Source organism: Tabrizicola sp. T74 (genome assembly GCF_057219935.1).
On sequence record NZ_JBXVVT010000003.1, the window covers coordinates 446997 to 472146 of the forward strand.

At 67.0% G+C, this 25150-nt stretch carries 26 protein-coding genes and 1 riboswitch; of the genes, 16 read left to right on the top strand and 10 right to left on the bottom strand.

The annotated features are described in order from the left end of the window. Positions 1-110: 110 nt before the first annotated feature. Positions 111-1379 carry a phosphoribosylamine--glycine ligase gene (gene purD, locus AC2EAL_RS11680; protein ID WP_484724389.1) on the bottom strand — a complete coding sequence of 423 codons (1269 nt, stop codon included), beginning with the start codon at positions 1377-1379 and terminating at the stop codon, positions 111-113. Between the two features lie 64 nt (positions 1380-1443). Here purD and AC2EAL_RS11685 point away from each other — a divergent pair, with 64 nt between their 5' ends. Both AC2EAL_RS11685 and xseA read left to right on the top strand, forming a co-directional pair. Then, positions 1444-1707, top strand: a complete 264-nt coding sequence (locus AC2EAL_RS11685; RefSeq protein ID WP_484724481.1) for a hypothetical protein — start codon at positions 1444-1446, stop codon at positions 1705-1707. Beyond that, positions 1704-3269 carry an exodeoxyribonuclease VII large subunit gene (gene xseA, locus AC2EAL_RS11690; RefSeq protein WP_484724478.1) on the top strand — a complete coding sequence of 522 codons (1566 nt, stop codon included), beginning with the start codon at positions 1704-1706 and terminating at the stop codon, positions 3267-3269. Before AC2EAL_RS11685 ends, xseA begins: the two co-directional genes overlap by 4 nt. Before the next feature lie 175 nt (positions 3270-3444). Here xseA and AC2EAL_RS11695 read toward each other — a convergent pair whose 3' ends face one another. From AC2EAL_RS11695 to AC2EAL_RS11720, 6 genes are read right to left on the bottom strand one after another with little or no spacing between them, the layout of a single operon-like run. Then, positions 3445-3843 (bottom strand): hypothetical protein, encoded by a 399-nt coding sequence (locus AC2EAL_RS11695; protein WP_484724390.1) that lies wholly within the window; start codon positions 3841-3843, stop codon positions 3445-3447. Beyond that, positions 3843-4232, bottom strand: coding sequence for a hypothetical protein (locus tag AC2EAL_RS11700; protein ID WP_484724391.1), 390 nt, complete (start codon positions 4230-4232; stop codon positions 3843-3845). Before AC2EAL_RS11700 ends, AC2EAL_RS11695 begins: the two co-directional genes overlap by 1 nt. Before the next feature lies 1 nt (position 4233). Next, the gene (locus tag AC2EAL_RS11705) at positions 4234-4623 is read right to left on the bottom strand and encodes a hypothetical protein (RefSeq protein ID WP_484724392.1); all 390 of its coding nucleotides are present in this window, start codon (positions 4621-4623) and stop codon (positions 4234-4236) included. A gap of 3 nt (positions 4624-4626) precedes the next feature. Then, the gene (locus AC2EAL_RS11710; protein ID WP_484724393.1) at positions 4627-5028 is read right to left on the bottom strand and encodes a hypothetical protein; all 402 of its coding nucleotides are present in this window, start codon (positions 5026-5028) and stop codon (positions 4627-4629) included. Continuing rightward, positions 5028-5420 (bottom strand): hypothetical protein, encoded by a 393-nt coding sequence (locus AC2EAL_RS11715; RefSeq protein WP_484724394.1) that lies wholly within the window; start codon positions 5418-5420, stop codon positions 5028-5030. The genes AC2EAL_RS11710 and AC2EAL_RS11715 overlap by 1 nt, the downstream gene beginning before the upstream one ends. Positions 5421-5475: 55 nt before the next feature. Then, entirely contained in the window at positions 5476-6537 is a 1062-nt protein-coding gene (locus tag AC2EAL_RS11720) for an alkane 1-monooxygenase (RefSeq protein WP_484724395.1), read from the bottom strand. Between the two features lie 46 nt (positions 6538-6583). Between AC2EAL_RS11720 and AC2EAL_RS11725 the strand changes: the two genes are divergently transcribed. From AC2EAL_RS11725 to AC2EAL_RS11755, 7 genes are all read left to right on the top strand, one after another. Continuing rightward, entirely contained in the window at positions 6584-7276 is a 693-nt protein-coding gene (locus tag AC2EAL_RS11725) for a lysoplasmalogenase (RefSeq protein WP_484724396.1), read from the top strand. Between the two features lie 61 nt (positions 7277-7337). Beyond that, positions 7338-8516: a signal recognition particle-docking protein FtsY gene (ftsY, locus tag AC2EAL_RS11730; RefSeq protein WP_484724479.1), complete on the top strand. Its 1179-nt coding sequence runs from the start codon at positions 7338-7340 to the stop codon at positions 8514-8516. Then, positions 8513-9445, top strand: a complete 933-nt coding sequence (locus AC2EAL_RS11735; protein WP_484724397.1) for a hypothetical protein — start codon at positions 8513-8515, stop codon at positions 9443-9445. The genes ftsY and AC2EAL_RS11735 overlap by 4 nt, the downstream gene beginning before the upstream one ends. Continuing rightward, complete coding sequence (locus AC2EAL_RS11740) at positions 9429-10313, top strand: hypothetical protein (protein WP_484724398.1); 885 nt, start codon at positions 9429-9431, stop codon at positions 10311-10313. The genes AC2EAL_RS11735 and AC2EAL_RS11740 overlap by 17 nt, the downstream gene beginning before the upstream one ends. Further along, a complete protein-coding gene (locus tag AC2EAL_RS11745) occupies positions 10310-11209 on the top strand; it encodes an EamA family transporter (RefSeq protein WP_484724399.1) in 900 nt (299 codons plus the stop codon). The genes AC2EAL_RS11740 and AC2EAL_RS11745 overlap by 4 nt, the downstream gene beginning before the upstream one ends. After that, on the top strand, positions 11209-11817 hold the full coding sequence (locus tag AC2EAL_RS11750) for an inner membrane-spanning protein YciB (RefSeq protein ID WP_484724400.1): 609 nt from the start codon (positions 11209-11211) through the stop codon (positions 11815-11817). Before AC2EAL_RS11745 ends, AC2EAL_RS11750 begins: the two co-directional genes overlap by 1 nt. 96 nt (positions 11818-11913) lie before the next feature. Continuing rightward, positions 11914-12549: a hypothetical protein gene (locus AC2EAL_RS11755; protein ID WP_484724401.1), complete on the top strand. Its 636-nt coding sequence runs from the start codon at positions 11914-11916 to the stop codon at positions 12547-12549. A 117-nt stretch (positions 12550-12666) separates the two neighbouring features. Here AC2EAL_RS11755 and AC2EAL_RS11760 read toward each other — a convergent pair whose 3' ends face one another. After that, positions 12667-13800 (bottom strand): tetratricopeptide repeat protein, encoded by a 1134-nt coding sequence (locus tag AC2EAL_RS11760; protein ID WP_484724402.1) that lies wholly within the window; start codon positions 13798-13800, stop codon positions 12667-12669. A gap of 83 nt (positions 13801-13883) precedes the next feature. Beyond that, positions 13884-14792 carry an alpha/beta fold hydrolase gene (locus AC2EAL_RS11765; protein WP_484724403.1) on the bottom strand — a complete coding sequence of 303 codons (909 nt, stop codon included), beginning with the start codon at positions 14790-14792 and terminating at the stop codon, positions 13884-13886. A gap of 130 nt (positions 14793-14922) precedes the next feature. After that, a riboswitch (SAM riboswitch) is annotated at positions 14923-15000 on the top strand. Positions 15001-15046: 46 nt separating this feature from the next. Between AC2EAL_RS11765 and metZ the strand changes: the two genes are divergently transcribed. The 3 genes from metZ to AC2EAL_RS11780 all read left to right on the top strand — a co-directional run bounded on the left by metZ (position 15047) and on the right by AC2EAL_RS11780 (position 19025). Continuing rightward, positions 15047-16228 carry an O-succinylhomoserine sulfhydrylase gene (gene metZ / locus AC2EAL_RS11770; protein ID WP_484724404.1) on the top strand — a complete coding sequence of 394 codons (1182 nt, stop codon included), beginning with the start codon at positions 15047-15049 and terminating at the stop codon, positions 16226-16228. A 216-nt stretch (positions 16229-16444) separates the two neighbouring features. Then, entirely contained in the window at positions 16445-17530 is a 1086-nt protein-coding gene (gene folE2 / locus AC2EAL_RS11775) for a GTP cyclohydrolase FolE2 (RefSeq protein WP_484724405.1), read from the top strand. Positions 17531-17576: 46 nt separating this feature from the next. Then, positions 17577-19025 carry a TrkH family potassium uptake protein gene (locus AC2EAL_RS11780; protein WP_484724406.1) on the top strand — a complete coding sequence of 483 codons (1449 nt, stop codon included), beginning with the start codon at positions 17577-17579 and terminating at the stop codon, positions 19023-19025. Here AC2EAL_RS11780 and AC2EAL_RS11785 read toward each other — a convergent pair. Continuing rightward, positions 19022-20782 (bottom strand): serine protease, encoded by a 1761-nt coding sequence (locus tag AC2EAL_RS11785; RefSeq protein WP_484724407.1) that lies wholly within the window; start codon positions 20780-20782, stop codon positions 19022-19024. The two genes, AC2EAL_RS11780 and AC2EAL_RS11785, sit on opposite strands and share 4 nt — an antisense overlap. 163 nt (positions 20783-20945) lie before the next feature. On the opposite strand from AC2EAL_RS11785, the gene AC2EAL_RS11790 reads away from it, so the two are divergent. The 4 genes from AC2EAL_RS11790 to glyS are packed head-to-tail and all read left to right on the top strand — an operon-like array spanning position 20946 to position 25141. Then, entirely contained in the window at positions 20946-21872 is a 927-nt protein-coding gene (locus AC2EAL_RS11790) for a glycine--tRNA ligase subunit alpha (RefSeq protein WP_484724408.1), read from the top strand. Positions 21873-21901: 29 nt separating this feature from the next. Next, positions 21902-22345: a DUF6446 family protein gene (locus AC2EAL_RS11795; RefSeq protein ID WP_484724409.1), complete on the top strand. Its 444-nt coding sequence runs from the start codon at positions 21902-21904 to the stop codon at positions 22343-22345. Then, a complete protein-coding gene (locus tag AC2EAL_RS11800; RefSeq protein ID WP_484724410.1) occupies positions 22346-23011 on the top strand; it encodes an FkbM family methyltransferase in 666 nt (221 codons plus the stop codon). Between the two features lie 9 nt (positions 23012-23020). After that, positions 23021-25141 carry a glycine--tRNA ligase subunit beta gene (gene glyS, locus AC2EAL_RS11805; protein ID WP_484724411.1) on the top strand — a complete coding sequence of 707 codons (2121 nt, stop codon included), beginning with the start codon at positions 23021-23023 and terminating at the stop codon, positions 25139-25141. The last annotated feature ends 9 nt before the right edge of the window (positions 25142-25150 follow it).

The following is a 25150-nucleotide window of genomic DNA, read 5'->3' on the forward strand; positions in this document are numbered from 1 at the left end:
GTGAAATTGAGCGCTGGCGCGCAAGTCTTTTGCCTCGTCGTCGGGACTGGCGCCCTCCTCCTCAGGGGCCGCCGGCGGGAGTATTTGCGAAATGGGCAAATGGGTAGGGGTCAGTCGGCCAGCGCCCGCCAGCCGATGTCGCGGCGGCAGAAGCCTGCGGGCCAGTCGATGCGGTCGACCATGGCGTAGGCGCGGTCGCGGGCCTCGCGCAGGGTGGTGCCGCGGGCGGTGACGTTCAGGACGCGACCGCCGGTGGCGATGATTTGAGCGTCGCGCTGGGCGGTGCCGGCGTGGAAGACCATGTGGCGGCTGTCTTCGGGAAGTTCTTCCAGGCCGCGGATCTGCGATCCCTTGGCGTAAGCGCCGGGGTAGCCCTGGGTGGCCATGACCACGGTCAGGGCATGGTCGTCGGCCCAGTTCACCTGGACCTCGTTCAGGCGGCCTTCTGCTGTCGCAAGCATCAGGTCCAGCACCTGCGCGCCGAGGCGCATCATGAGGACCTGGCATTCCGGGTCGCCGAAGCGGGCATTGTATTCCACCAGCCGCGCCTTGCCGCCGTCGATCATCAGGCCCGCGTAGAGGACCCCCTGGTAGGGCGTGCCGCGCCGGGCCATCTCGCGGATCGTGGGGAGGACGATCTGGTCCATCGCTTGGATCTGGAGGGCCTCGGTCAGGACGGGGGCGGGGGAGTATGCCCCCATTCCGCCGGTGTTCGGGCCGGTGTCGCCGTCGCCCACGCGCTTGTGGTCCTGGGCGGTGCCGATGGGAAGCGCGTGGATGCCGTCGGTGAGGATGAAGAAGCTGGCTTCCTCGCCTGCCATGAATTCTTCGATGACGACCTCGGCCCCGGCCGCGCCAAATTCGCCGCCGAACATGTCGTCGACGGCGGTCAGCGCCTCGGCCAGGGTCATCGCGACGATGACGCCCTTGCCGGCGGCGAGGCCATCGGCCTTGATGACGATGGGGGCGCCTTGGGCGCGGATGTAGGCCTTTGCGGGCTCGGCTGCGGTGAAGCGGGACCAGGCGGCGGTCGGCGCTCCGCAGGCGTCGCAGATGTGCTTGGTGAAGGCTTTCGAGGCCTCAAGCTGTGCGGCGGCGGCGGAGGGGCCGAAGGTCAGGAGGCCCGCGGCGCGGCAAGCATCGGCGACCCCGGCGGCGAGGGGGGCCTCGGGGCCGACAATGACGAAGTCGATGGCGTTTTCCTCACAAAAGGTCACCACGGTGGACCCGTCGAGGATGTTCAGGTCGGCGCATTCGGCCAGCATCGCGATTCCCGCATTGCCGGGGGCGACGATCAGGCGGTCGGTCTTGGGGTTCTGCTTTACGGCCCAGGCGAGGGCATGTTCGCGGCCACCGGAGCCGAGGATGAGGATGTTCATGGGCCGCCCCCGCTTGGACTTTCGTTGGAGGCGTCATAGGGTCACAGGTCAAGGGAGGCAAGGCATGGAACCTGAGGTCAGTCTCACCGTCGAAAAGGAACGCGCAGGACGGCCTCCGCGCCCGACCCTCATGGTCCGCGGCTTTGAAATCGCCGGACTTGCGGTGCTGATCTTCGGGCTTGCTGACGGACGACTTTGGCTGGCCATGCTGGGGGCTGGCCTGGTGATTGCGAGCTATGCGATCTATCGGCGCAAGCACGGGGCAGGTCCGACATCCGGAAACGGCCCGGACAGCCCGGACAGCGATGCCGGGGGTGGAGGCGACTGATGGACCTTATCGACGATAGCCCCGCCCCGCAGGGCAACCAGCCGGAATACACCGTCTCCGAGCTGTCGGGCGCGGTGAAGCGAGTGATCGAGGGGGAGTTCGGCCTTGTCCGGGTGCGGGGCGAGGTGGGACGGGTGTCGCGTCCGGCCTCGGGGCATCTGTACTTCGACCTGAAGGACGACCGCAGCGTCATCGCGGCGATCAGCTGGAAGGGGCAGGTCGCGCGGATGCAAGTGCGGCCCGAAGAGGGGATGGAGGTCGTGGCCACGGGCCGGATGACCACCTTTCCCGGCCAGTCGAAGTATCAGCTGATCGTCGACGACGTGGCCCCGGCGGGGGCGGGCGCGCTGATGGCGATGCTGGAGAAGCGGAAGGCGGCTTTGGGGGCGGAGGGGCTGTTCGATCCCGCGCGGAAGAAGCCGATCCCCTACCTGCCGAGGGTGATCGGGGTGGTGACCTCTCCTTCGGGTGCCGTGATCCGGGATATACTCCACCGTCTGAGAGATCGCTTTCCCCGGCATGTGCTGGTCTGGCCGGTGGCGGTGCAGGGGCAGGACTGTGCGGCTCAGGTGGCCGCCGCGATCCGGGGGTTCAACGCGATCGAACCGGGGGGGGCGATCCCGCGGCCGGATGTGCTGATAGTGGCGCGGGGCGGCGGGTCGCTGGAGGACCTCTGGGGGTTCAACGAGGAAGTGGTCGTTCGGGCGGCGGCGGGGTCGAGGATTCCGTTGATCTCTGCTGTCGGGCACGAGACGGACACGACGCTGATCGACTATGCGGCGGACCTGCGGGCGCCGACGCCGACGGCGGCGGCAGAGCTGGCGGTGCCGGTACGGCTGGAGCTTCTGGCGACGCTGGAGGCGCTTGGCGCGCGGCTGGTGCGGGGGATCGGGCAGGGGGTGGTGTTGCGGCGGCAGCGGCTGCGCGACCTGTCGCGGGCGTTGCCGCGGGTGGAGACGCTGGTTGCGACGCCACGGCAGCGGCTGGATGCGGCGGGGCTGCGGCTGGGATCGGGGCTGGGACTGGCCGTGTCGAGGAAGCACCGCGAGTTTGACCGGCTGGCGGGGCGATTGCAGCCGCAGGCCTTGCGCGGGGTGCTGGCGCGGCAGCGGGACATGCTGACGGCGCGCGAGGAGCGGCTGGCGCGGGCGATGCTGATCCGGCAGGAGCGGCAGCGGGAACGGCTGGTGGGGCTGGCGGCGCGGCTTGCCCCGGCGCTGGCGCGGTTGCTGGGCGAGGCGGGGCGGAAGGTATCCGACGGGCGGCGCGACCTGGGGCGGCTGGCGGAGCGGATGGAGGCGGCGTCCGACCAGCGGTTCCGGCGGCTCGTGGACCGGCTGGAGGCGCTGGACCGGACCCGGGTGACGCTGGGCTATCATGAAACACTGAAGCGGGGCTATGCGGTCGTGCGGGGGGATGGGGCGGTTGTCACCTCGAAGGCCGGGGCGGAGAAGGCGGGGAGCCTGGAGATCGAGTTCCGGGACGGGCGGATGGTGGTGGGCGGCAGGACGGGCAAGCGGTCCAAGGGCGAGACGGACGGGGGGCAGGGGAGCCTGTTCTGACCCGAGTGTCCACGCTGGACGAAGTCATGCGTTCCTTTTGAATCAATGGCTTGCTTGCGGGCATTCAGGATTTCTTGACCATCTTTGCGCGCGCTTCGGGAAGAGTGAACAAATTCCTTGAACAAGGAATTTGGCAAATTTCTTACTTAAGAAATTTGGGTCCCGGCATCGGGGGTCAGACGCCGAAGTAGCCCTCGCAGGTCACCACCTCGTCCGCAGGATAGAGCATGATCGGCTGGCTGCTGCGGTCGCCGTCGAGCCAGGCCATCAGCCAGTCGCCGCGGTCATGGTAGGTCCAGCAATACTGGAACGGGTGGTCCTGATAGTCGAAGCAGATAAGGTCGCCTTTGGCCCGCCAGGTGCCCTCAAGACACTGTTCGGCATCGCGCCAGATCGCGCGGCGGCCGGGGAGGAAGGTTTCTACCCCATAGCGGCCGGTCTCGTCGTGGGTGTCGAAGGTGCGGCCCTGGACGAAGGCTTCGAAGGCCTCGGCCGACATCGGGGGGTCGGTCTCGGCCTGAGCCGCCCCGGCAAGGCAGAGGGACGCGAGGAGGAAAAGAGCGGCGTTGCGCATCATGCACCGACTTTAGGGCCAAAGCAGGCGGGCGGATCAGGGGTTTCGGCGACGACGACGGGCTCGCTCTCGGGCGGGTTCGTGGTGTAGCGCGCGCTGAAGCCCGCCCCCTCGCGGGTGATGATCCAGCAATCGGGCTCAATATCGTCTTCGTACTGGAAGCAGATCGCCGGGCCCTCTTCGTACCAGTGGCCAAGCTTGCAGTCCTCGCCCACCGCCGCCCAGCGGACCCGGCGGTCGGGGAGGTATTGTTCGACGCCGTAAACCGTGCCGAATTCGGACCAGGACAGGCTGCGCCCTTGGGTCAGGGCGTCGAATTCCGCGCCGGTCAGCGGACCTTCGGCGAGGGCGGGGCCAGCGGCCAGGAGGAGCGCTGCAACGACGCGCATCTCAGACCCCGACGTCCGGACCGGGGCACGGCAAGGGCGTGTCATCGGCGGCGACTTCGTACAACTCCTCACCCGGGGCTGCGCTGTCGGACAGGGCGACCAGCGCGCCGTCCTTCAGCCAGAAGGTCCAGCAGGAGGGCGTGGGGTCGTATTCGTAGACAAAGCAGATGTAGTCCCCTTGCGGATACCAGCTGCCATACTGGCATTCGTTGGGCGCGACGCTCCAGCGGACCTTGCGGTCGGGGAGGTATTCCTCGATTCCGAAGACATAGTCGAACTGCTGGTAGGTGATGGTCTTGCCGGTGACGTGGGCTTCGAATGCCTCGGCGGTGATGGGGGTGTCGGCGAAGGCGGGGGCGGTCAGAAGGCAGGCGAGGAGGAGGCTGCGCATGTGTCAGACCCCGACATCCGGGCCGGGGCAGCGCAGGGGCTGGTCCGTGTGTGAAACCTCATGGATTTCGAGGTCGAGCGGGCTGTCCGAGGAGAGGTAGGTGGCCTTTCCGTGCAGCCGGTCGCCGTCGAGGAACATATGCCAGCACGCGGACAGCGTGCCATCCTCGAACGCAAAGCAGATCTGGTCGCGGTCTTCGTACCACTGGCCTTTGAAGCAGGCATCGCCTTCGAAGGCAAAGACGAGGGTGCGGTCTGGGCCGTAATCGGCGGTGCCGCGCGCCTCGTTCGAGTAGAGGTAGCTGATCGTGTTCTGGCCGATATGGGCCTGGAACTCGGGCCCCGTCAGCGGTGTCTCGGCCAGGGAGGGCGTTGCGATCAGGACCACGAGGGCAAGGCCGCGCATCAAACCCCCACATCCGGCCCGGCACAGGGCAGAGGGCCCGCGTCGCGCGAGGATTCAAGGATTTCCCAGCCGCCGCCTTCGCCCATGTAGCGGCCGCGAATCTTGCCGTCTTCCAGGAAGTAAAGCCAGCAGGCGGGCGTGGGGTCGTCCTCGTAGACAAAGCAGATCTCGTCGTTCTCTTGATACCAGACGCCGTAGATGCAGAGGTCACCCTCGAAAGCCCAGCGGACGCGGCGGCCTTCGAGGTATTCCTCGGTGCCGAACAGCCCATTGCCGTAATCGTAGGTCAGGGTCTGGCCCACGGTGGCGGCATCGAATTCCTCGGCGTTCAGGGGTGTTTCGGCAAGGGTCGGAGTGGCGGAGAGGATCAGGGTCAGAAGGAAGGCGCGCATCAGTGGCTCCGTTCGGTCTTGGGTCAGAGTGCCAGAGGCAAGGGGTGATGACCAGTCAAGCTGGCGTGTCCCCGGGGGCGTCGGCGGGTCGGGAATTCCGCCACCGGGTGAGGTGGGGGCCGATCGCCCGGCGCCAGGTGCGGGGGGCAAGGGCAAGCGCGCAGGCAAGCGGCATCGGCCAGGGCAGGCGGGGTGCCTCGTCGGGCAGGCGCAGGGCGGGGAAGGGGCGCGTGGGGTGGACGTGGTGGTCGGAATGGCGCGGCGCGTTCAGCATCATCGCCGAGGAGAACCAGTGTGCGGTGTTCCAGCTATGCGCGGGGCCGACGGGTTCCAGCTTGCCATCGGGGCGGCGGGCGCGAGTCAGGCCGTAGTGCTGGACGTAGTCGGACAGAAGGATCTGGCTTTGGGCATGGAGCGCGAGGCCCGCCCAGGCGAGCAGCCCGGGCAGGCCTGCGATCAGGGTGGCAAGGGCCAGGGCGGCAGCGCCGAGGCCGAGGTAGAACATATAGGGATGCGGCCCGGGATGGCCCTCGCGCAGCGCGGTTTCGGCCCTCGCCCCACCGCGGAAGCTGCCGATCCAGGCGCGGGGGGCAAAGCGGTAGAAGCTTTCCCCGGCACGGGCGGTGTTCGGGTCCTGACGGCTCGCGACATGGCGGTGGTGGACCAGGCGGTGGGCGCTGGCGTGCTGGCCGAAGAGGATGGCGGAGTAGAAGGCGGCCCCGAGCCGGAAGAGCCAGCGGTGCGGGCGGTGGATCAGCTCATGCGCGGCGGGATGGCCGACCTGGCCGAGCCAGAACCCGGTGGCGAAGAAGAGGAGGATGCGCTGGCCCGGGGTCAGGCCGGACGGACCGGCGATGGCCCAGGTGGCGAAGGGGAGGAGGATCAGCGCGCCGAGGCCTATGGCGAGGAGAAGGGAGTCGGCGGCGGGGAATTCGGTGTCGTCGGTCTGGCCGGCGGTGAGGGGGATCAGCTGGTCGAGGAGAATGGTGAGGACGGCCATGTAAAGGAACGCGGCCCAGAGCCAGGGTCCCCCCGCAGCGATGCCAAGGCCGATCAGCGCCAAGGGGCTGAGGGCGGCGAGCGCGAAGGCGGCCATGGGCAGGGGGCGGGCTTGCATCGGGGCGGGGTCCGGTGGAGGCTGGGCGGGGTGAACGGAGGCGGTTATGCCGGACAACTTGGGCGAAACGCTGGCGCTTGCAACTGCAATGATGTCGCTGGCGGCGGCAGTGGCCTATTGGCTCGGCTTTGCTACGCGCGAGGTGAAGGGGGTGGCGGGGGCGGCGGTGAAGACGGCCTCGACGGCGCTGCTGGCGCTGTTGACGCTGGCGATGCCGCATGGCGGCTGGTTCTGGCTGATCCCGCTGGGCCTGGCGCTGGGGGCGCTGGGCGACCTTTTGCTGGCGCTGGGCGGGGTGCAGCGGTTCTTCGCCGGCATGGCCGCCTTCGGGCTGGGGCATCTGGCCTATGCGGGGGCGTTCCTGTTGCGGTCGGGGGATCTGGGGTTCGACGGGCTGACGGGGGCGGAACTGGCGACGCTGGCGGTGCTGGTCGCGCTGATGCTGTCGACCGAGGTCTGGCTGGCGCCCCGGACGGGTGATCTGCGCCAGCCGGTGCGGGGCTATGTCGGGCTGATCGGGCTGATGGGGGTGACGGCGGTGCTGCTGCCCGCGCATCCGGGGCAGGCCCTGCTGCGTCTGGGGGCCGAGCTCTTCATCCTGTCGGACCTCCTCTTGGCGATGCAGCTGTTCGTGGTGAAGGACCAACGCGCGCGCCGGATGCTGGCCCTTCTCCTCTGGCCTGCCTACTGGACCGGCCAGGCGCTGATCGCCTGGGGGGCGGTCATGTATGCGGGCTGACAGACTTCCCATGGCCCGTCAAAGCGACTAGGTGAAGGGAAACAGCCCGGAGAGCCTGCCGATGTCGTTCTTCAAGAAGCTCAAGGAGCGGATGTTCCGGTCGTCCGACAAGATCGGCGAGGGGCTGGAGGCGCTGGTGTCCGAGGGGGCGGACGGGCCGAAGGATCCGGTCCGCGAAGTGCCGGAACGGGTGCCGGAAGTGCCCGAGCCGCCGGTGCCGGAACTGCCCGAGCCGGAGGTTCCCGAGGCCCCGCAGCCTGATCTTCCCGAACCCGACTTGCCGCTGCCGGAAGACCCTGCGCCGGTGGATCGGGGACGTGCCGCCATCTTTGAGGAGGCGCCTGAACCGGCGAAGCCCGGCTTTCTGGGGCGGCTCTTCGGGCGCGGGGCGGCGGTCGAGGAGCCTCGGCGCGTGCTGGACGATGCGATGCTGGAAAGCCTGGAGGAACTGCTCATCCAGGCGGACATGGGCGTCGACACGGCGGTGCGGGTGACGGCGAACATCGCGGAAGGGCGGTTCGGGCGGAAGATTTCGACGCGGGAGTTGCGCTCGGCCTTGGCCAGCGAAGTGGCGCGGATCATGGAGCCGGTGGCGCGGCCGATGCCGCTTTATCCGCAGAAACCTCAGGTCGTGCTGGTGGTGGGCGTCAACGGGTCGGGCAAGACGACGACGATTGGCAAGCTTGCGTCCCAGTTCAAGGCGGCGGGGAAGAAGGTGGTGATCGCGGCGGGCGATACGTTCCGTGCGGCGGCGGTGGAGCAGCTGCAGATCTGGGGCAATCGGGCCGGGGTGCCGGTGCTGACGGCACCGGAAGGGTCGGACCCGGCCAGCCTGGCCTTTGACGCGCTGACCAAGGCGCGGGCCGAGGGCGCGGACCTGTTGATGATCGACACGGCGGGGCGGCTGCAGAACCGGCAGGACCTGATGGAGGAACTGGCGAAGATCGTGCGGGTCATCCGCAAGGTCGACCCGACTGCGCCGCACAACACGCTTCTGGTGCTGGATGCGACGACGGGCCAGAACGCGGTGACGCAAGTCGATATCTTCCGCAAGATCGCGGATGTCTCCGGGCTGGTAATGACCAAGCTGGACGGGACGGCGAAAGGGGGCGTGCTGGTGGCGCTGGCCGACAAGTTCGGGCTGCCGATCCATGCGATCGGGGTGGGCGAGCAGATCGACGACCTGGCACCCTTCGATCCGGAGGAGTTCGCGAAGGCGCTGGTGGGGGCCGAGGCATGATCCGGGCGGGCCTCGTTTCGCTGGTGCTGGCCAGTCCGGCTGCCGCGGAGGGGTTGGTGGGCGATGTCCTGTGCAAGGCCGTCTGGGACCGGGTTGCCGCAGGGCTGCAGACTTTTGCCGAAGTCCGTGTCGCGGCTGTGGCGCAGGAGGGCGACTGGTGTGTCGCGGTCAGCCCGGTCTTGGACAATCCCGGACAGTACACGCCGGATGTGCATATCGACCGGCTGAAGGTCCGTGGCGCGGCTCTGGGTTGGATCGCCGATGGCTCGGGGTTGCCCGAGGGGTTGCAGGTCGAGGTCGAGGGGCTGCGGTTGGTCGTGCAGACCGGCAACCCGCAGATGGACTGGCTGTTCAAGGCCCAGTCCCGGCCGAATGCGATTGATGCCGAGCTGTCGCTGGTCTGGAACCCTTCGGCCCGAGAGCTGCGGCTGGAGGGGCTGAGCATCGATTTTCCGGGCGAGAATCTTGTCGAGGCCTCGGCCCGGGTGACGGGGGTGGATTTGTCCACGGAGGGCGCGATGCAGATGTCAGCCACGAGTTTCGCACTGACCGAGTTTGACGCGCGGATCACCACGCATGGGCTGTTCGAGTGGTATGTGCTGATGCCGTTCGGCCCGGACGTCCTGCCCTATGAGGGCGACATGGACGCGGCGGCCGAGGCGTTCCGGTCGGATTTGCAGGCTGGCGTGGCCGCGCTGCCTGGGACGAGTTTCTCTGACGCCAGCAAGACGGCGCTGGCCGCGCTGATCGACGAACTGCCGAACCCCTCGGGCGATCTGGTCCTGTCCTTGCGGGCTGAACCCGGGATCGGGCCAGTGCGGTTCGGGGGCTATGCGGTGACGGGGGTGCCCGAGACGCTGACCGAGGCGGCACCGTTGTTGCAGGGGGTGGTGCTGGATGTGGGGTGGACGCATGTGGACGCGCTTTAAGGTCGGACTGGCATTGGCGGTACTGGCGGGGCCGGTCGGGGCAGAGACGGCCCCGGCAGAGTGCAAGGACCTTACCGAGCTGGTAGCGGCGGCGGTGGGTGGTAACCTTGTGGTGCCCCCGGCGGTCCCGCGGGATGGCTGGTGTGTGCTCGACGGGGCGCGGTCTTCGGGCGATGCGCTGCGGGTAAGTGCCGAGACGCTGCGGTTGCGGGGCGAGGCGCTCGGCGGCGGGCTGATCGCGCTGGAGGTCGAGGCGGAGGGGCTGCGGGTGGCCCCGGCGCTGAACAACCGGGAAATGCCGGGCTGGCTACGGGATTTGCTGCGGCTGCAAACAGTGGACTTGTACCTTGAGGTGGCGCAGCTTGAAGGCAATCACCTTCAGAACAGCTTTCGCGGATATCTGGCATTGTCCGGCGGAACGGAAGTTCGTCTTGACGGCGCCACGACGAGGACCAGGCTGACATCTGTTTCGTTAATGACCTCAGGCCTGACCGTCCTTGATCTGACCTGGAGGTCCGATGGACGCAGCCTTCGCCCCGTGATGGAGGCGGCAGGCGAGCTTCTGATGCCTGGGGCGTCCGCAAATGAAGCGGTCGACGCAGCGCGTGAGGCCCTGCGAGACTTGGCTGCTGCGCTACCCGAGGCGAGTCTGCTTGGCGAAAGCAGGGAAGAACTTGGGGAACTGATTTCAGCACTGCCGCAGGGCCGGGGGCAAGTGACGCTTGGCTTTAGTTCGGAGGACGGCATTGGCGCAGCACAGCTTGGGCTTCTGGCCTTGGCCGACGACCCGGCAAGTCCCGAAGCGCTGGCACGTCTTCTTGCCGGGGCAGTGCTTGTTGTAGACTGGCAGCCCGGACTGACCCCTTGAACGAGTTCCTGCGGTCGGTCGAAGGCACGCCTGCCGGGCATGACCTTGCCTTGGCGCTCGCGCTGCTGGCCGCCGTTCTGCATGCTCTCTTCGGCGCGCTGCAGAAGGGGCGGCATGATCCATGGCTTTCGCGGGCGGCGATCGACGTCAGTTACGGGGTGATCGCGGTGCCGTTTGCGCTGTTCGTGGTGCCCTGGCCGGAACCCCACATGTGGCCGATCTTCGCGGGCGCCTTCGTGATCCATGCGGTCTACAAGGTTCTGCAGGCGATGACCTACTCGCGCGGGGCCTTCACCGTGGTCTACCCGGTGGTGCGGGGCACGGGGCCGTTCTTCACGGTGATCGGGGCTGGGATCGTCTTTGGCGAGACCTTCGCGCCCGGGCAATGGGCGGGGCTGGCGCTGTTGGTGGGCGGCATCCTGGGGCTGGCGGTCTGGAACCTGCGGACCGTGACCGTGGACCGGGCGACGATGGTGCCCGCGCTGTGGCTGGCGGTCGCAACAGGGGCGATGGTGGCGACCTACACCACCTATGACGCCTATGGCATCCGGGCGACGGCGGACCCGTTCACCTTCCTTGCCTGGTTCTTCATGCTGGACGGGATCTTCATCCCGGTGGTCACGCATCGCCGCTGGCGGCGGCTTCCTGCTGCCGAGATCGTTCCCCTGATGAAGCGGGGTGTGCTGGGCGCCTTCGTCGCTTATTTCAGCTTCGGCTCGATCATGCTGGCCACCCGGCTGGACAAAGTCGGCGAGGCGGCGGTCCTGCGCGAGACGAGCACGGTGTTTGCCGCCTTGATCGGCTGGCTGGTTCTGGGCGAGAAGGTGGGGCCGGTGCGGGCGGGGCTGATGGCGCTGATCGCAGGCGGGGCAGTCATCATGGAATGGGCAGGATAATGGCCGAACGCAAGATCAACCCGATTCTCAAGCAGGCGCTGGAGCTGGGGCCGACGATTCTGTTCTTTCTGATCTATATGCGGATCAAGGATGAGACCTATACCTGGGCCGGGACGGACTATTCCGGCTTCATTGTGGCAGCCCTGATCCTGGTGCCGCTGCTTCTCGCCTCAATCTTCGCGCTATGGTTGTTGACGGGCACAATCAGCAGGATGCAGATCTTCGTCGGCGTGATGGTCCTGGTCTTTGGCGGGCTGACGGCGTGGTTCAATGACGAGCGGTTCTTCAAGATGAAGACGACGATCGTCTACGGCACGTTTGCGGTGATCCTGGGGATCGGGTTGGCGCGCGGCAAAAGCCTGCTGCAATGGGTGATGGCGGAAGCTTTGCCCATGAAACCAGAGGGTTGGATGATCCTGACCCGCCGCCTTGCGCTGATGTTCGCGGCGCTGGCAGTGGCCAACGAGGTGATCTGGCGCACCCAGACGACCGAGCTTTGGGTGAAGCTTGAGACCTTCGCGATGCCTGCTGCGCTGTTTCTGTTCCTGATGCTGCAGTTCATGGCGCTGCAGCGCTACATTATCGAAGAGCCCGAAGACAAAACCTGACAATCAGCACAGGAATGCCCCGCAAGCGGCCGGGTTCTGCCCCAGACCTGCCTTGAAGCACCTTTAGACCAGACGGTGAGCTTGAGGAGTTCACCGATGTACCGCACGCCCCTGGATCTTGTCCGCCTGTTCCTGAGCCTGTTCCAGGACATGCCGCCCCTGTCGCGGTCGATGTACCTGCCGGGCGCGGTGCTGTTGGTCAGCTATCCGGTCCTGTCGGTGGCCTTCGGACCTGAATTCTCCGGCCAGGCCTTCGCCACGGCCTTCCTGGCGGCGCTGGCCGTCCGGATCGCGATGGGCTTCGAGGGTATGGTGAAGCGGCTTCTGACCCGCTACTCGGCGACCCAGGCGGTTGCCTTCGCCCTGGCCTTCGCGGGCCTGCCGCTTCTGGTTTTGGCGGCGGTCGATGACCCGCTGTGGTGCCAGCGCATGCAGAGCCTGTTCTACGTGGTGATCGGCGGCATCTTCCTGCAGGACGTGCTGAACGGGCGCACCTCCACCGCTGCCAGCTTCTGGCCGGATGCCGAGATGCGCGACCACCTGCCGAACCTGACCAAGATGATGGTCGTCTACAACTTCGCCTTCCTGCTGATGAACGAAACCATGATCCGCGCTGTCGATGCCTCGCATTGGCTGCTGTTCTGGGCGGTGCTGCCGATCATCGGCCACACCGTGCTGCGGGCGATGGTGCTGACTGTGATCAACCTGGACGACAACGGCCACAAGGCCTGAGATCGGCCCGGCTGAGCCTGGTGTAAAGAGTTTAATACCAAGGCCTTATCCCCCAAAGACATTTGGCAAGGGCGCCGCGAGGCGCCCTTGTCGTTTTCTGCTTGTCGTTCTGGGGCGTCAGTCCGGCAGGACGCAGGCCGCTTTCTTGACGTCCATGCAGCGCCGCAGTGCCGTCAGCACGCCCGAGGGCGCGTTGGACAGCGGCAGGAATCCCAGTTCCGACAGCTTGCGGGCATAGGATTTCGACAGGCCGGGGTCGAGCCCGAGCGCCGCCTCGTAATTGGCATAGGCCGCATCCATCCGCCCCAGCGCTGCGTCGATCCGGGCGAGGGTGTCGTGGTAGGCCGCCTCCATCCGCAGGCCGTCGGGGTTCTGGCGCAGGCCCTGGCTGGCCTGGTCGGCCTCGGCCGCCTTGCCTTCGGCGAGAAGCGCGCGGGCCTGGACGTTCGCGGCGGCAAGGCTTTGCGGATAGCGCTGCAGGAGCGCCGCTGCCTCGGCGGCGACCGTAGCGGGTGCAGCGTATTCGCCAAGCGCCAGCAGGCGGCGCGAGAGGATATCTTCCTCGATCACCGGATTGCTGTCGGGCACCACGCCGGGGCGCAGGGCCTCATCCGCGACGGCGACGAGGTCTTCATGGCGGCCTAGCGCGGCAAGGGCGGCCAGCTTGTTGCGGTAGGCGTTCTGGTAGCCGGGGGCCAGAGAGATGGCGGTATCGAAGTAGCCAAGCGCCTCTTCGGCGCGGCCAAGGTCGATCAGGCAGCGGCCCTTGATTTCATGCGCATAGGCGTATTGCGGGTCGAGCCGCAGCGCCTGGTCAGCATCGTCGGAACAGCGCTGGCCCTCGCGAAACTGCCACCAGGTCTCGGCCCGGTTGGCCCAGGCCGAGATATAGTCTTCGGATGCCAGCGCGGCGGAGTAATGCGCCAGCGCCCCGGCGGTATCGCCCTGGTCATAGCGGACATTGCCAAGCTCGACCCAGATCCAGGCATTGGCGGGCGACAGGCCGATGGCCTGCTGCAGCGTGGCCGAGGCGTCTTCCAGCCGACCGAGCATCCGCTGCGCCTCGCCCTTCATCGCCAGCGCCATCGCGGCGCTGTCGGCGCTGTCGGCTGTGGCATAGGCCTGGTCGCAGAGCGTGATCTGGGTTTCGAAATCGGCGGTGCGGTCGTCGCAGGTCTGCGCGCTGGCGGGAAGGACGCTGGCGGGAAGGACGGGGGCCAGGGTCGCAAGGACGAACAGGAAACGGCGCATGGCGGCTTTCGCAAAGGGGTGCGGTGAAGTGTGCGAAGCGTCCTTCAGGCGGTGGGGAAAATCAAGGGTGCGCTGGGGATAGGTCAGGCCGCCGGAAGGCCCTGGTCAAGCCCCATGCCGCGCGGCCCGAGGATCAGGCGCGACCAGCGGCGGCCGGGGCGCTGACAGGGCAGGTCTGCGGCTGAGAGACGACCGTCGATCAGCGCGCGATAGAGCGCGATGGTGCCGGGCCGCAGATAGGGCGACCAGTGACAGATCCGGCGCGGCGGATCGGACATCGGGTGGCCAAGCGCAGCAAGCCCGGCCAGTGTGCGGGGCTGGTCGATCCAGAGATCGTGCCAGCCGGGCCGCTCCTGACCAAGTCCCTGGCCGATGCACGTGCGCAGGCCAAGGTGGATGCCCCATTCGAAGCACGCATCGAACAGGTCGTTTTCCCGGGTGGTGACGTTGATGACTTCGACAGCCCGTCCCGCGCGAGTGGCCAGTGCGGCCAGGGTACGGCCCCGCGTCTCGGCGGCGGCAAGAAGGATCATCCGGCTGATCTGGCCGGGATCGAGGAGAGGAAGTGCGGCGAGCGCCACTCGGGCGCCCATGGAATGGGCGATGATCTGGACTGGGCGGCCGGACAGGTCGTGAACCAGGCGCGCAATCCTTGCCAGAGCCGCGCCGGTGCGGTGGGCCCTGTGGTTTGCGCGCCACGGGTCGCATTTCGCGTTCCAGCCAAGAGCGATGCCCAGGCCCTGGCGACCATCGAGGCCAAGGTGGCGGGGCCAGCTTACCGCACGGCGGTCGGCGGGTGCGGGATCAAGCGACAGGATCGAGCCGTGCGGGCAATCGCGGGCAAAGCCGGGGGCATAGCGCCAGCCGTGGATCATCACGACGACCGGAGCCTCGGCGGGCAGGGCGTCAAGCTTGCGGGCCAGCCTGATCTGGTCGAGGATCACGCCCTGGCTGGTTGCATCGGCACGGATCGGACGGGGATCGTCGGTCATGGCCTGCACTGCACTGCTGCTCTTTTGCGACGTCATGCTGCGTTGCCGCAACGGTGGCATGACGGCCGGGTGACGGGTGCATGACATTGGCTGGCTGTGGCGGGTTGACCACGCCAGGCGGCGGGCGTATTCAGGCGCCCGTGGCGCTTTGTTACCGGATTGCGGGCCACGTTAAACAAGCCGCTAAAGAGGTGAAGGGCATGGCCCCGGCACCTTTGGTTGTCCGGGGCTTTTTGTTGGCCGGGGGCCCGAAGATGACGAAGGACTGGAAGACACGCACGCAGCTGGTGCACGAGGGCAGCCGCCGCAGCCAGTATGGCGAGATGGCCGAGGCGATCTTCCTGACGCAGGGCTTTGTCTATCCCGATGCCGAGGCGGCCGAGGCGCGGTTCGTGAAGGCGGGGGAGGATGAGTTCATCTATGCCCGCTATGGCAACCCGACGACGCGGATGTTCGAGGAACGCATCGCCGCGCTGGAGGGGACAGAGGATGCCTTCGCCACGGCCAGCGGCATGGCTGCCGTTTCAGGCGCGCTGATGTCGCTGGTGCGGGCGGGGGACCATGTGGTGAGCTCGCGCGCGCTGTTCGGGTCCTGCCTCTATGTGCTGGAAGAGGTGCTGCAGAAGTTCGGGGTGAAGGTCACCTTCGTGGATGGCGCGGACCTGGACCAGTGGCGGCGCGCGGTCACGCCGGGGACGAAGGCGGTGTTCTTCGAATCGATGTCGAACCCGACGCTGGAGCTGGTGGATATCCGCGGGGTCAGCGAGATCGCCCATGCGGCGGGAGCGCTGGTGATCTGCGACAACGTCTTTGCGACGCCGATCTATTCCCGTGCGGTCAATCAGGGGGCGGATGTGGTGGTCTATTCGACGACCAAGCACATTGACGGGCAGGGCCGGGCGCTGGGGGGCGTGGTCTGTGCCAGCCGAGAGTTCATTCGCAAGACCCTGGAACCCTACATGAAGCACACCGGCGGCTCGATGTCGCCCTTCACGGCCTGGATCATGCTGAACGGGATGGCGACGCTGGACCTGCGGGTGCGGGCCTCTGCCGCCTCGGCCCTGAAGATCGCCGAGACGCTGGCGGGGTGGAGCCAGGTCGGCCGGGTGATCTATCCGGGGCTCGCCTCGCACCCCCAGCATGACCTGGCGATGGCGCAGATGGGCAATGGCGGCACGCTGGTGACCTTCGAAGTAGCGGGAGGGAAAGAAGCAGCGTTTCGCTTCATGAACGCCTTGGGGATCGTCAAGATTTCCAACAACCTGGGCGACGCCAAGACCATTGCGACGCACCCTGCGACGACGACGCACCAGCGACTACCGCAGGACCAGAAGGATTCGCTGGGGATCACCCCTGGCCTGATCCGGCTGTCGGTGGGGCTGGAGGACGCCGACGACCTGATCGCCGACCTGGCGCAGGCGCTGGGGCGGAACTGAGCCGTTCTGGCAGTGGCCGGTGGCGCGGGCCGTCACCGGTTCGTCGCGCATTGGCGCTACAGGGTCGAAACCAAGGCTTGCGTACTGCGGCGAAATGACTATCTGATGGGGGCCTGCCTCGGACCAGGGTGATCCGTTGGCGGTGCCACAGCGTAAACAATCCGGAAATTGACGGCTTGGCCAACTGGCCCGCCCGAACCGAAAGGACCTGCCCAAATGAACATCCATACCCCCGAGATCGACCGGCTTCCGACGCGTGAGGAAGCCGAAGCGGCGCTTGCCGTGCTGCGGCGGTGGGCAGGCAAATCGTCGGACGAAGAGATCTCGCGCCTGGATTCGGCGGTGGGCTGGCTGGTGCCGGGCCAGGGCTATCCGGCCTTGTCGCGCGAGTACCCGCAGGGCTTCAAGGCGGATGCCGCCTATCGCGCCACGCTGCCGGACCTGCAGAATGGCCCGGCAAGCCTGATCCGGGGTGCGAAGGCGCGGATCCAGCATGTCGGCATCTCGAACTTCCGCCTGCCGATCCGCTATGCCACCCGCGACGGCGCGCCTCTGGTGCTGGAAACCAGCGTCACCGGCACCGTCAGCCTGGAGGCCGAGCAGAAGGGCATCAACATGAGCCGCATCATGCGGTCGTTCTATGCCCATGCCGAACGCGCGTTTTCCTTCGGCGTGATTGAGGCGGCGCTGGACGACTACAAGGCGGACCTCGGGGCCTTCGATGCGCGCATCCAGATGCGGTTGTCGTTCCCGATGCAGCTGCAGTCGCTGCGGTCGGGGCTTTCGGGCTGGCAGTATTACGACATCGCGCTGGAACTGGTCGAGGTGGCGGGGGTCCGCAAGCGGATTGCCCATCTGGACTATGTCTACAGCTCGACCTGCCCGTGCAGTCTGGAACTGTCGGAACATGCGCGGATGACGCGCGGCCAGCTGGCCACGCCGCATTCGCAGCGGTCGGTCGCGCGGCTGTCGGTGGTGCTGACCGGCGACATGGCAATCGAGGACCTGGTCGACCTGGCGCGCGGCGCGGTGGTGACCGAGACGCAAGTGATGGTCAAGCGCGAGGACGAGCAGGCCTTTGCCGAGTTGAACGCGGCCAATCCGATCTTCGTCGAGGACGCGGCGCGGCTGTTCTGCGAGGCGCTGCGGGCGGATCCGCGCGTGGGCGATTTCCGGGTGCTGGCCAGCCACCAGGAAAGCCTCCACAGCCATGACGCGATCAGCGTCTTGACCGAGGGCGAGACCTTCGCGGGCGAGAGCCTGGACCCGCGCCTGTTCCAGAGCCTGATCCACGCGCGCTGACAGGTGGATTGACCAAAGGCGCGGGGCCGCGTAGCCATGCCCGACCATGGTTGACTTCCGCCCCGTCGCCTATGTCATCGGTCGCATCCTGATCGTTCTGGCGATCCTGATGCTGGCCCCTGCCATTATCGACTGGCGGGCGGGGCTGGCGAACGGCTATGACTTCCTCGCCTCGGCCGCGCTGACGGGTGTGGTGGGGGCGGCGCTGACCTTGTCGACCGGCAATGCGCTGGGACAGGCGCTGGACACGCGGCAGGCCTATCTTCTGACGGCGGGTATCTGGTTCCTGGTGCCGTTCTTCGGGGCACTGCCGTTCTGGATCGGAGCACCGGGGCTGTCGCTGCTCGACGCCTATTTCGAGGCTGTATCGGGCATCACCACGACGGGCGCGACGGTCATCTACGGGCTCGATACGTTGCCAGCGGGCATGAACCTGTGGCGGGGCATGCTGAACTGGCTGGGGGGGCTGGGGATCGCCTTCATCGCGATGATCTTCCTGCCCTTGATGCGCGTCGGCGGTATGCAGTTCTTCCGGACCGAGGGGTTCGACACCTTCGGCAAGGCGCTGCCGCGGGCGACCGATATCGCGCGGCAATTGTTGTTCGTCTATTCCGCGCTGACGCTGGCCTGCGTTGCCACTTATGCGGCGATCGGCATGGAGACGCTGGACGCCGTGGTGGGCGGCTTTGCGACGATTGCCACCGGCGGGTTCTTCCCGGCGGACGTGTCCTTCAACAAGTACACCGGCGCGGGCGAGTATGCCGGCGCCCTGTTCATGATCCTGGGAAGCCTGCCTTACATCCGTTACGTGCAGCTGGTGAACGGCTCGGCTGTCCCCCTGTGGCAGGACAGCCAGGTGCGTGCCTATCTGCGCTGGCTGGCCTATGCCGTCCTGTCCGTCACGATCTGGCGGGTATGGACGACGGGCGACCCGATCGAGCCGGTGTTCCGCGAGGCGCTGTTCAACCTGACCTCGATCATGTCCTCGACCGGGTTCTTTTCCGGGAGTTTCCCGGTCTGGGGCGGGTTCATGCTGGTCGTGGCCTTCGTGATCGGGGTCATTGGCGCCTGTTCCGGGTCATCGGCGGCGGGGCTGTCGGTGTTCCGGGTGCAGCTGGTCATTGCTGTCCTGAAGCGCGAGGTGCGGCGGATCGGCAACCCCTCGACGGTGGACCCGGTGCGCTATGACGGGCGGGGCGTGGGCGAGGACGTGCTGAACGCGCTGGTGATGTTCGTATCGAGCTATATCCTGATCCTGGGCACGATGACCGTGGCGATGACGCTTTTGGGCGTCGACAGCGTGTCGGCCCTGTTCGCGGTCTGGACGGCGCTTGGCAACATCGGCTACGGATTTGGCCCCCTGGTGGAGCGGACCGGCACCTTCATCGACTTCCCGCCCGGGGCCATCGCGATCATGACTTTGTGCATGCTGCTTGGCCGCTTGGGCCTGCTGGCGATCCTGGTTCTGGTGCTGCCAAGCTTCTGGCGGCGCTAGTCCCAGCAGGAGACCAGCGCCGTCATTCCCGTGGCGCGTTCGGCCAGGCTGGCCGGGTCAAGGGGCGCGGTCGAGGTGGTTGCAGTCGGGGTCACGCCCGTGGGGCTCAAGAGGCGCGAAAGCTCCGCCGCCGACAGCGCGAAGGCGACCCCCGGAGGCATCATCTTGCCGCCCTGCGGCTGGGCGGGCAGGAGCATGCCGAGGACGCTGCCTGATGGGTCAAGGACCGGGCCACCGGCATCGCCGGGCAGGGTCTGCAGGGCAAGGCGGTTGAGCGAGGTCTCGCCGTTCAGGCCGGTCAGGTCTTCGAGCGTGCCGAAGGTGATGACTGGGGCTGGCAGGCGGTCTTCGTAGGAGTAGCCGGGCACTGCGACCTCGGCCCCCGGGCGGGCCGGGGCGGTGACGAAGCCTGCCACCGCGCGGGGGGCAAGCGCGGTCTTGGGGGTCAGAAGCGCTAGACCGCTGGCCTTGTCGGCCAGGGTGACGGTCGCCTCGGTCCCGCGGTCGATGGTGACGCGGGCGCATTGGTCGACGGCCTCGACCGTGGTCAGGACGGCCCCCTGGGCTGTGACGAAAAAGCCGGTGCGGCTGAGGCGGGGCTTGCGCACCTCGAGCCCGGCAAGGAGGCCGGAGCGGGTTTCGGCCGCCATCACCGCCATGCCGGGGTCGAGCACGCCATCGCCATCGGGCGAGAAGCTGTCCTGGATGACCTTGATGATGCGGGCGTCGCGGCCTTCGTTGCCGGGGGTGGAGATCAGCATCCAGCCCTTGATCCGGTTGCCCTTCAGTTGGGCAAAGACCGTGGTGTCAGCCTTGGGCGAGGTGCCGCGGATGCGGAAGCTGCGGTCGTCGCGGTCACGGGGGCCGTCGAGCGGCACGGATTCGAGCGTCTGCAGCACGTCGTACAGGCCATAAAGCGCGGCCTGGTCGCCGGGCTGCGAGATCAGGACGATACGGGGCGCGTCGGCGGTCTTGGCGCGGTAGTGGACGAAGGGGGGCTCGTAGTGGTCGAACTCCACCAGGCCAAGCGGCAGTGTGACGGTGATGCCGGATTCGACTTCCGTGATCTCGGTGAAGCCGAAAGCGGCAAGCTCGCCCTTCCAGGCGTCGAGCAGGGCTGCGCGCTGGCGGCTGGTCAGGATGCCGGTGGGCTCGACCATGCCCTGCGCCTGTTGCCATGCGGTCATGGCGGTGCGGGTGCCGGGGCCGAAAGCGCCGTCAATGGCGCTGGGGTAGTAGCCGAACCACTGGAGCGCGGTCTGCAGGTCTTGGCGTTCCTCACGGGTCAGAAGCGCTTCGCTGTCGCGGGCCTCTTGGCGGTCTTCGTCGGGGACCGCAACAGGCTGCGGTTCCGGAGCCTCGACCACGGCGGCCACGTCTGCGGCAAGGTCGGTCGCCGGTTCCGGCACAAGAGCCGTGCCACCATCGGGGAAGATCTGGTCGCCATAGCGCGCGCCGTCGTCGATGAAGCTGTCCGACGGGACCTGCCCGTCGCGTTTCAGGGCGCCGAGACGGAGCGCGGCCTCGTCGGCCGGGTAGGGGCCAAGGGCGATGCCATACCAGCCGGATGTCAGGCGGAAGGCCGTTGTCTCGGGAAACTCGGCCGCATAGGCGCGGGCACGGTCCAGCGCGGTTTCGAGGTCCGGGTGCGCCTCGACCTGGAGCCAGGCCTGACCCTCTTGCGCGCGCGCTTGCGAGGACGGGGACAGGATCATCGTTGCAAGAACAAGGACAATCAACGCAAGCGGTCTGAACATGAACGGGTCCTGAAGACGGTTTCCGGCTTGGGCGACATTAGCCATGGCGCGCGCGGCGACAAGGAGAAACCGGTCACGATTGCGAAGGGCGCGTTCCGGAATTGACCCCTGTGGCCCCAATGGATAGGGAGGGCGCGAGTTTTGCGCATGTCCGGGGCCAGCCATGTCCGACGCCACCACCACGCCGAAAAGCTTTCAGGAGATCATCCTGCGGCTGCAGAATTACTGGGCGGCGCAGGGCTGCGCGGTGCTGCAGCCCTATGACATGGAAGTGGGGGCGGGGACCTTCCACCCGGCAACGACGCTGCGGTCCCTGGGGACCAAGCCTTGGGCCGCGGCTTACGTCCAGCCCTCGCGCCGCCCGACCGACGGGCGCTATGGCGAGAACCCGAACCGGCTGCAGCACTATTACCAGTATCAGGTCATCATCAAACCCTCGCCGGCCAACCTGCAGGAACTGTATCTCGGCTCGCTGGCGGCCATCGGGATTGACCTTGGCCTGCATGACATCCGTTTTGTCGAGGATGACTGGGAAAGCCCGACCTTGGGTGCCTGGGGCCTGGGCTGGGAGGTCTGGTGCGACGGGATGGAAGTCAGCCAGTTCACCTATTTCCAGCAGGTCGGCGGGCATGACTGCAAGCCGGTCTCGGGCGAGCTGACCTATGGGCTCGAACGGCTGGCGATGTACGTGATGGGCATCGACCATGTGATGGAGATGCCGTTCAACGATCCGGCCAGTCCGATCCCGCTGACCTATGGCGACATCTTCCGCCAGACCGAAGAGGAATACAGCCGCCACAACTTCGACGGGGCCGATACCGAGATGCTGTTCCGGCATTTCGAGGCGGCGGAGAAGGAGTGCCAGCGCCTGCTGGCCTTTGAGCCTCAGGACCCGAAGTCGGGCAAGCGGATCATCATGGCGCATCCGGCTTATGACCAGACGATCAAGGCCTCGCACCTTTTCAACCTTCTTGATGCGCGGGGCGTGATCTCGGTCACCGAACGGCAAGCCTATATCGGACGGGTGCGCGCCCTGGCCAAGCAATGCGCCGATGCGTTCCGGCTGACCGAGGCGGGGGCGGATCAGTGAATGTCGCAAGGCTTAGTCTGGGGGTCATCGTGATTGTTGCCGCCCTTGCGGGCGCGTTCCTGTGGTACACCGCCGAGCGCGCCTTCTATGAGGAGGTCGCCTTCCAGCCGGGGGCCGAAATCCGGCTGGTGCCGCTGGTGGGCGGGCAACCCGAGGCGATTGTCGTGAACGGGATCGAGGGGATTGATGCCGACAGTTCTCCGATCAAGTTCCGCGCCTGTTTCACGACGCCCCTGTCACTGGCCATGCTGACCGAGACCTATGCGCCTTATGAGGGCGCTGAGCCCCTGGTCGCGCCGCGCGGGTTCGACTGCTTTGACGCCACCGCGATTGGCAAGGCGTTGGAGACGGGAGAGGCGCTGGCCTTCCTGTCGGAACCGGAGATTCACCCCGGTGTCGACCGGGTGGTGGCCGTCTTTGGCGATGGCCGCGCCTATGCCTGGCAGCAGCTGAACGGGAGCCTTGCGCAGTAGATGGCCGAGGCCGAGGACGCCCTGCGGAAGCTGAAGCGCCGTCACAAGCGCGACCTGCGCAATGCGCGGGCCGAGGGGATGCTGGCGGGTGTCGCCTCGATGCTGCGGCCCGGGGATGTCGCGGTCGACTGCGGGGCGAACCGGGGGGATGTGACGGCGGTCCTCGCGGCCTCGGGCGCCGAGGTTCATGCGTTCGAGCCGGACCCGTACAATCTGGCCAAGCTGACGGAGCGGTTTTCCGGGGCGGCGAATGTGACGCTGCATGCCGCCGCCGTGGGGACCAGTGCGGGCACGATCCGCCTGATGCGGGCCGCGAACTGGGAGGCGAACCCGGAACTGGCTTCGGTCAAGAGCACGGTCGTCGCGGGCGGGCAGAACATCGCGGAGGGCGAGGGGATCGAGGTCGCGATGATCGACTTGTCCGATTTCCTGCGCGGGCTGATCGCCACCCATGGCCGGGTGGCCTTCGTCAAGATGGACATCGAGGGGGCGGAGCTGGAGCTGCTGACCGCGATGCTGGACCAGCGACTTTTCGACAATATCCAGCTGACCGTCGCCGAGACGCATGAGCGCAAATTCAAGGACTTGCGGGGTCAGTTTGCCGCCCTGCGCACAGCCATCGCCGAGGCCTATCCGCCGTCCCGCGTGAACCTCGACTGGATCTAGGAAACCGACATGCCCGACCTGTTGATCGAACTTTTCTCCGAGGAAATCCCGGCGCGGATGCAGGGCAAGGCCCGCGAGGATCTGCGGAAACTGGTGACCGATGGGCTGGTCGAGGCGGGGCTGACCTATGCCAGCGCGGGGGCTTTCTCGACGCCGCGGCGGCTGGTGCTGGCGGTGGAGGGGCTGAGCAGCGAAAGCCGCCCGGTGCGGGAGGAGCGGAAGGGGCCTTCGGTGTCGGCCCCGGCGCAGGCGGTGGAGGGGTTTTTGCGGTCCACGGGCCTGACGCTGGACCAGCTGGAACGCCGGGCGGACAAGAAGGGTGAGACCTTCTATGCCGTGGTGGAAAAGCCCGGCCGTCAGGCGGCAGAGATCGTGGCCGAGGTGCTGGAAGGCGTGATCCGCAATTTCCCCTGGCCGAAGTCGATGCGCTGGGGGTCCGGCAGCTTGCGCTGGGTGCGGCCGCTGCAGTCGATCATTTGTCTCCTGTCCGACGAGGGCGGGGCGCATGTGGTGCCGATGGAGGTCGATGGGATCGTGGCCGGGAACACCACCGAGGGCCACCGTTTCATGGGCAACGGGCGCTTCGTCGTCACGGGCTTTGACGATTATGTGGTCAAGCTGAAGCGCGCGAAGGTGGTGCTGGACACCGCCGAGCGGGAAGCCGCGATCTGGCAGGGGGCGCAGAACCTGGCCTTTGCGGCCGGGATGGAAGTGGTCGCGGACCCCGGCCTTTTGACCGAGGTCGCGGGGCTGGTGGAATGGCCGGTGCCGCTGATGGGGCGGATTGCGGATGCGTTTCTTGGCCTGCCGCCGGAGGTGCTGCAGACCTCGATGAAGGAGCATCAGAAGTTCTTCTCGGTTCGCAACCCGAAGACGGGCCGGATCGAGGGCTTCGTAACGGTGGCCAACATCGAGGCCGCGGATGGCGGCGAGGTGATCCTGAAGGGGAACCAGAAGGTGCTGGCGGCCCGCCTGTCGGACGCGAAGTTCTTCTGGGAGAATGACTTGCGGGTCGCCAAGGCCGGAATGGGCGAGTGGGTGGAGGGGCTGAAGGCGGTCACCTTCCACAACAAGCTTGGTTCTCAGGCCGACCGGATTGACCGGATCGCTGCCTTGGCTCGCGAGATTGCTCCGCTGGTGGGGGCCGATGCGGGCGAGGCCGAACACGCGGCACGGCTGGCGAAGCTGGACCTGCGGTCGTCGATGGTGGGCGAGTTCCCGGAGCTGCAGGGCGTGATGGGCCGCTATTATGCGCTGGAGGCTGGGGAGTCTGCGGCGGTGGCTGATGCCGCGCGGGATCACTGGCGGCCGAAGGGGGAGAGCGACTCCGTGCCGACCGAGCCGGTCTCGGTGGCCGTGGCACTGGCCGACAAGATCGACACGCTGACCGGGTTCTGGGCGATCGACGAGAAGCCGACGGGTTCGAAGGACCCGTTTGCCTTGCGTCGCGCGGCGCTGGGGGTGATCCGGTTGGTGTTGGGGAATGGTGTGAAAGGAAGCCTACTAAAGCTACTTGACGCGCAAATGCGCAGAGCCAAAGCATCGGCTTTCCCGGAGCGTGACGTCTCACCGTCAATGAAGGAAGTCGATGACCGCGTGGCAATTGTTTCTTTGGTCGATTTCTTCCACGACCGCCTCAAGGTCTACCTCAAGGACCAGGGTGTCCGGCACGATGTCATCGACGCTTGCCTCGCCTTGCCGGGGAATGACGACCTGACTCTGCTCGTCAAGCGGGCGACGGCGCTGTCTGAAACGCTCAAGACCGAGGACGGGGCGAACCTGCTGCAAGGGTTCAAGCGGGCGAACAACATCCTGTCCCAGGCCGAGGCGAAGGATGGGGTGGAGTATTCCTTTGGGGCGGACCTCAAGTTCGTCGAGACCGACGAGGAGCGGGCGCTCTTTGCGGCGCTGGACAAGGCTGAGGCGGCGATTTCCCCTGCGATGACGAAGGAGGATTTCGGGACCGCGATGGCGGCGATGGCCGCCCTGCGCGGGCCAATTGATGCCTTCTTCACCGCCGTCCAGGTCAACTCCGACAACCAGATCGTGCGGCGGAACCGGCTGAACCTCCTCCACCGCATCCGGGCGGTCTGTTCCGGCGTTGCCGACCTTTCGCGCATCGAGGGCTGAGACCCGCCC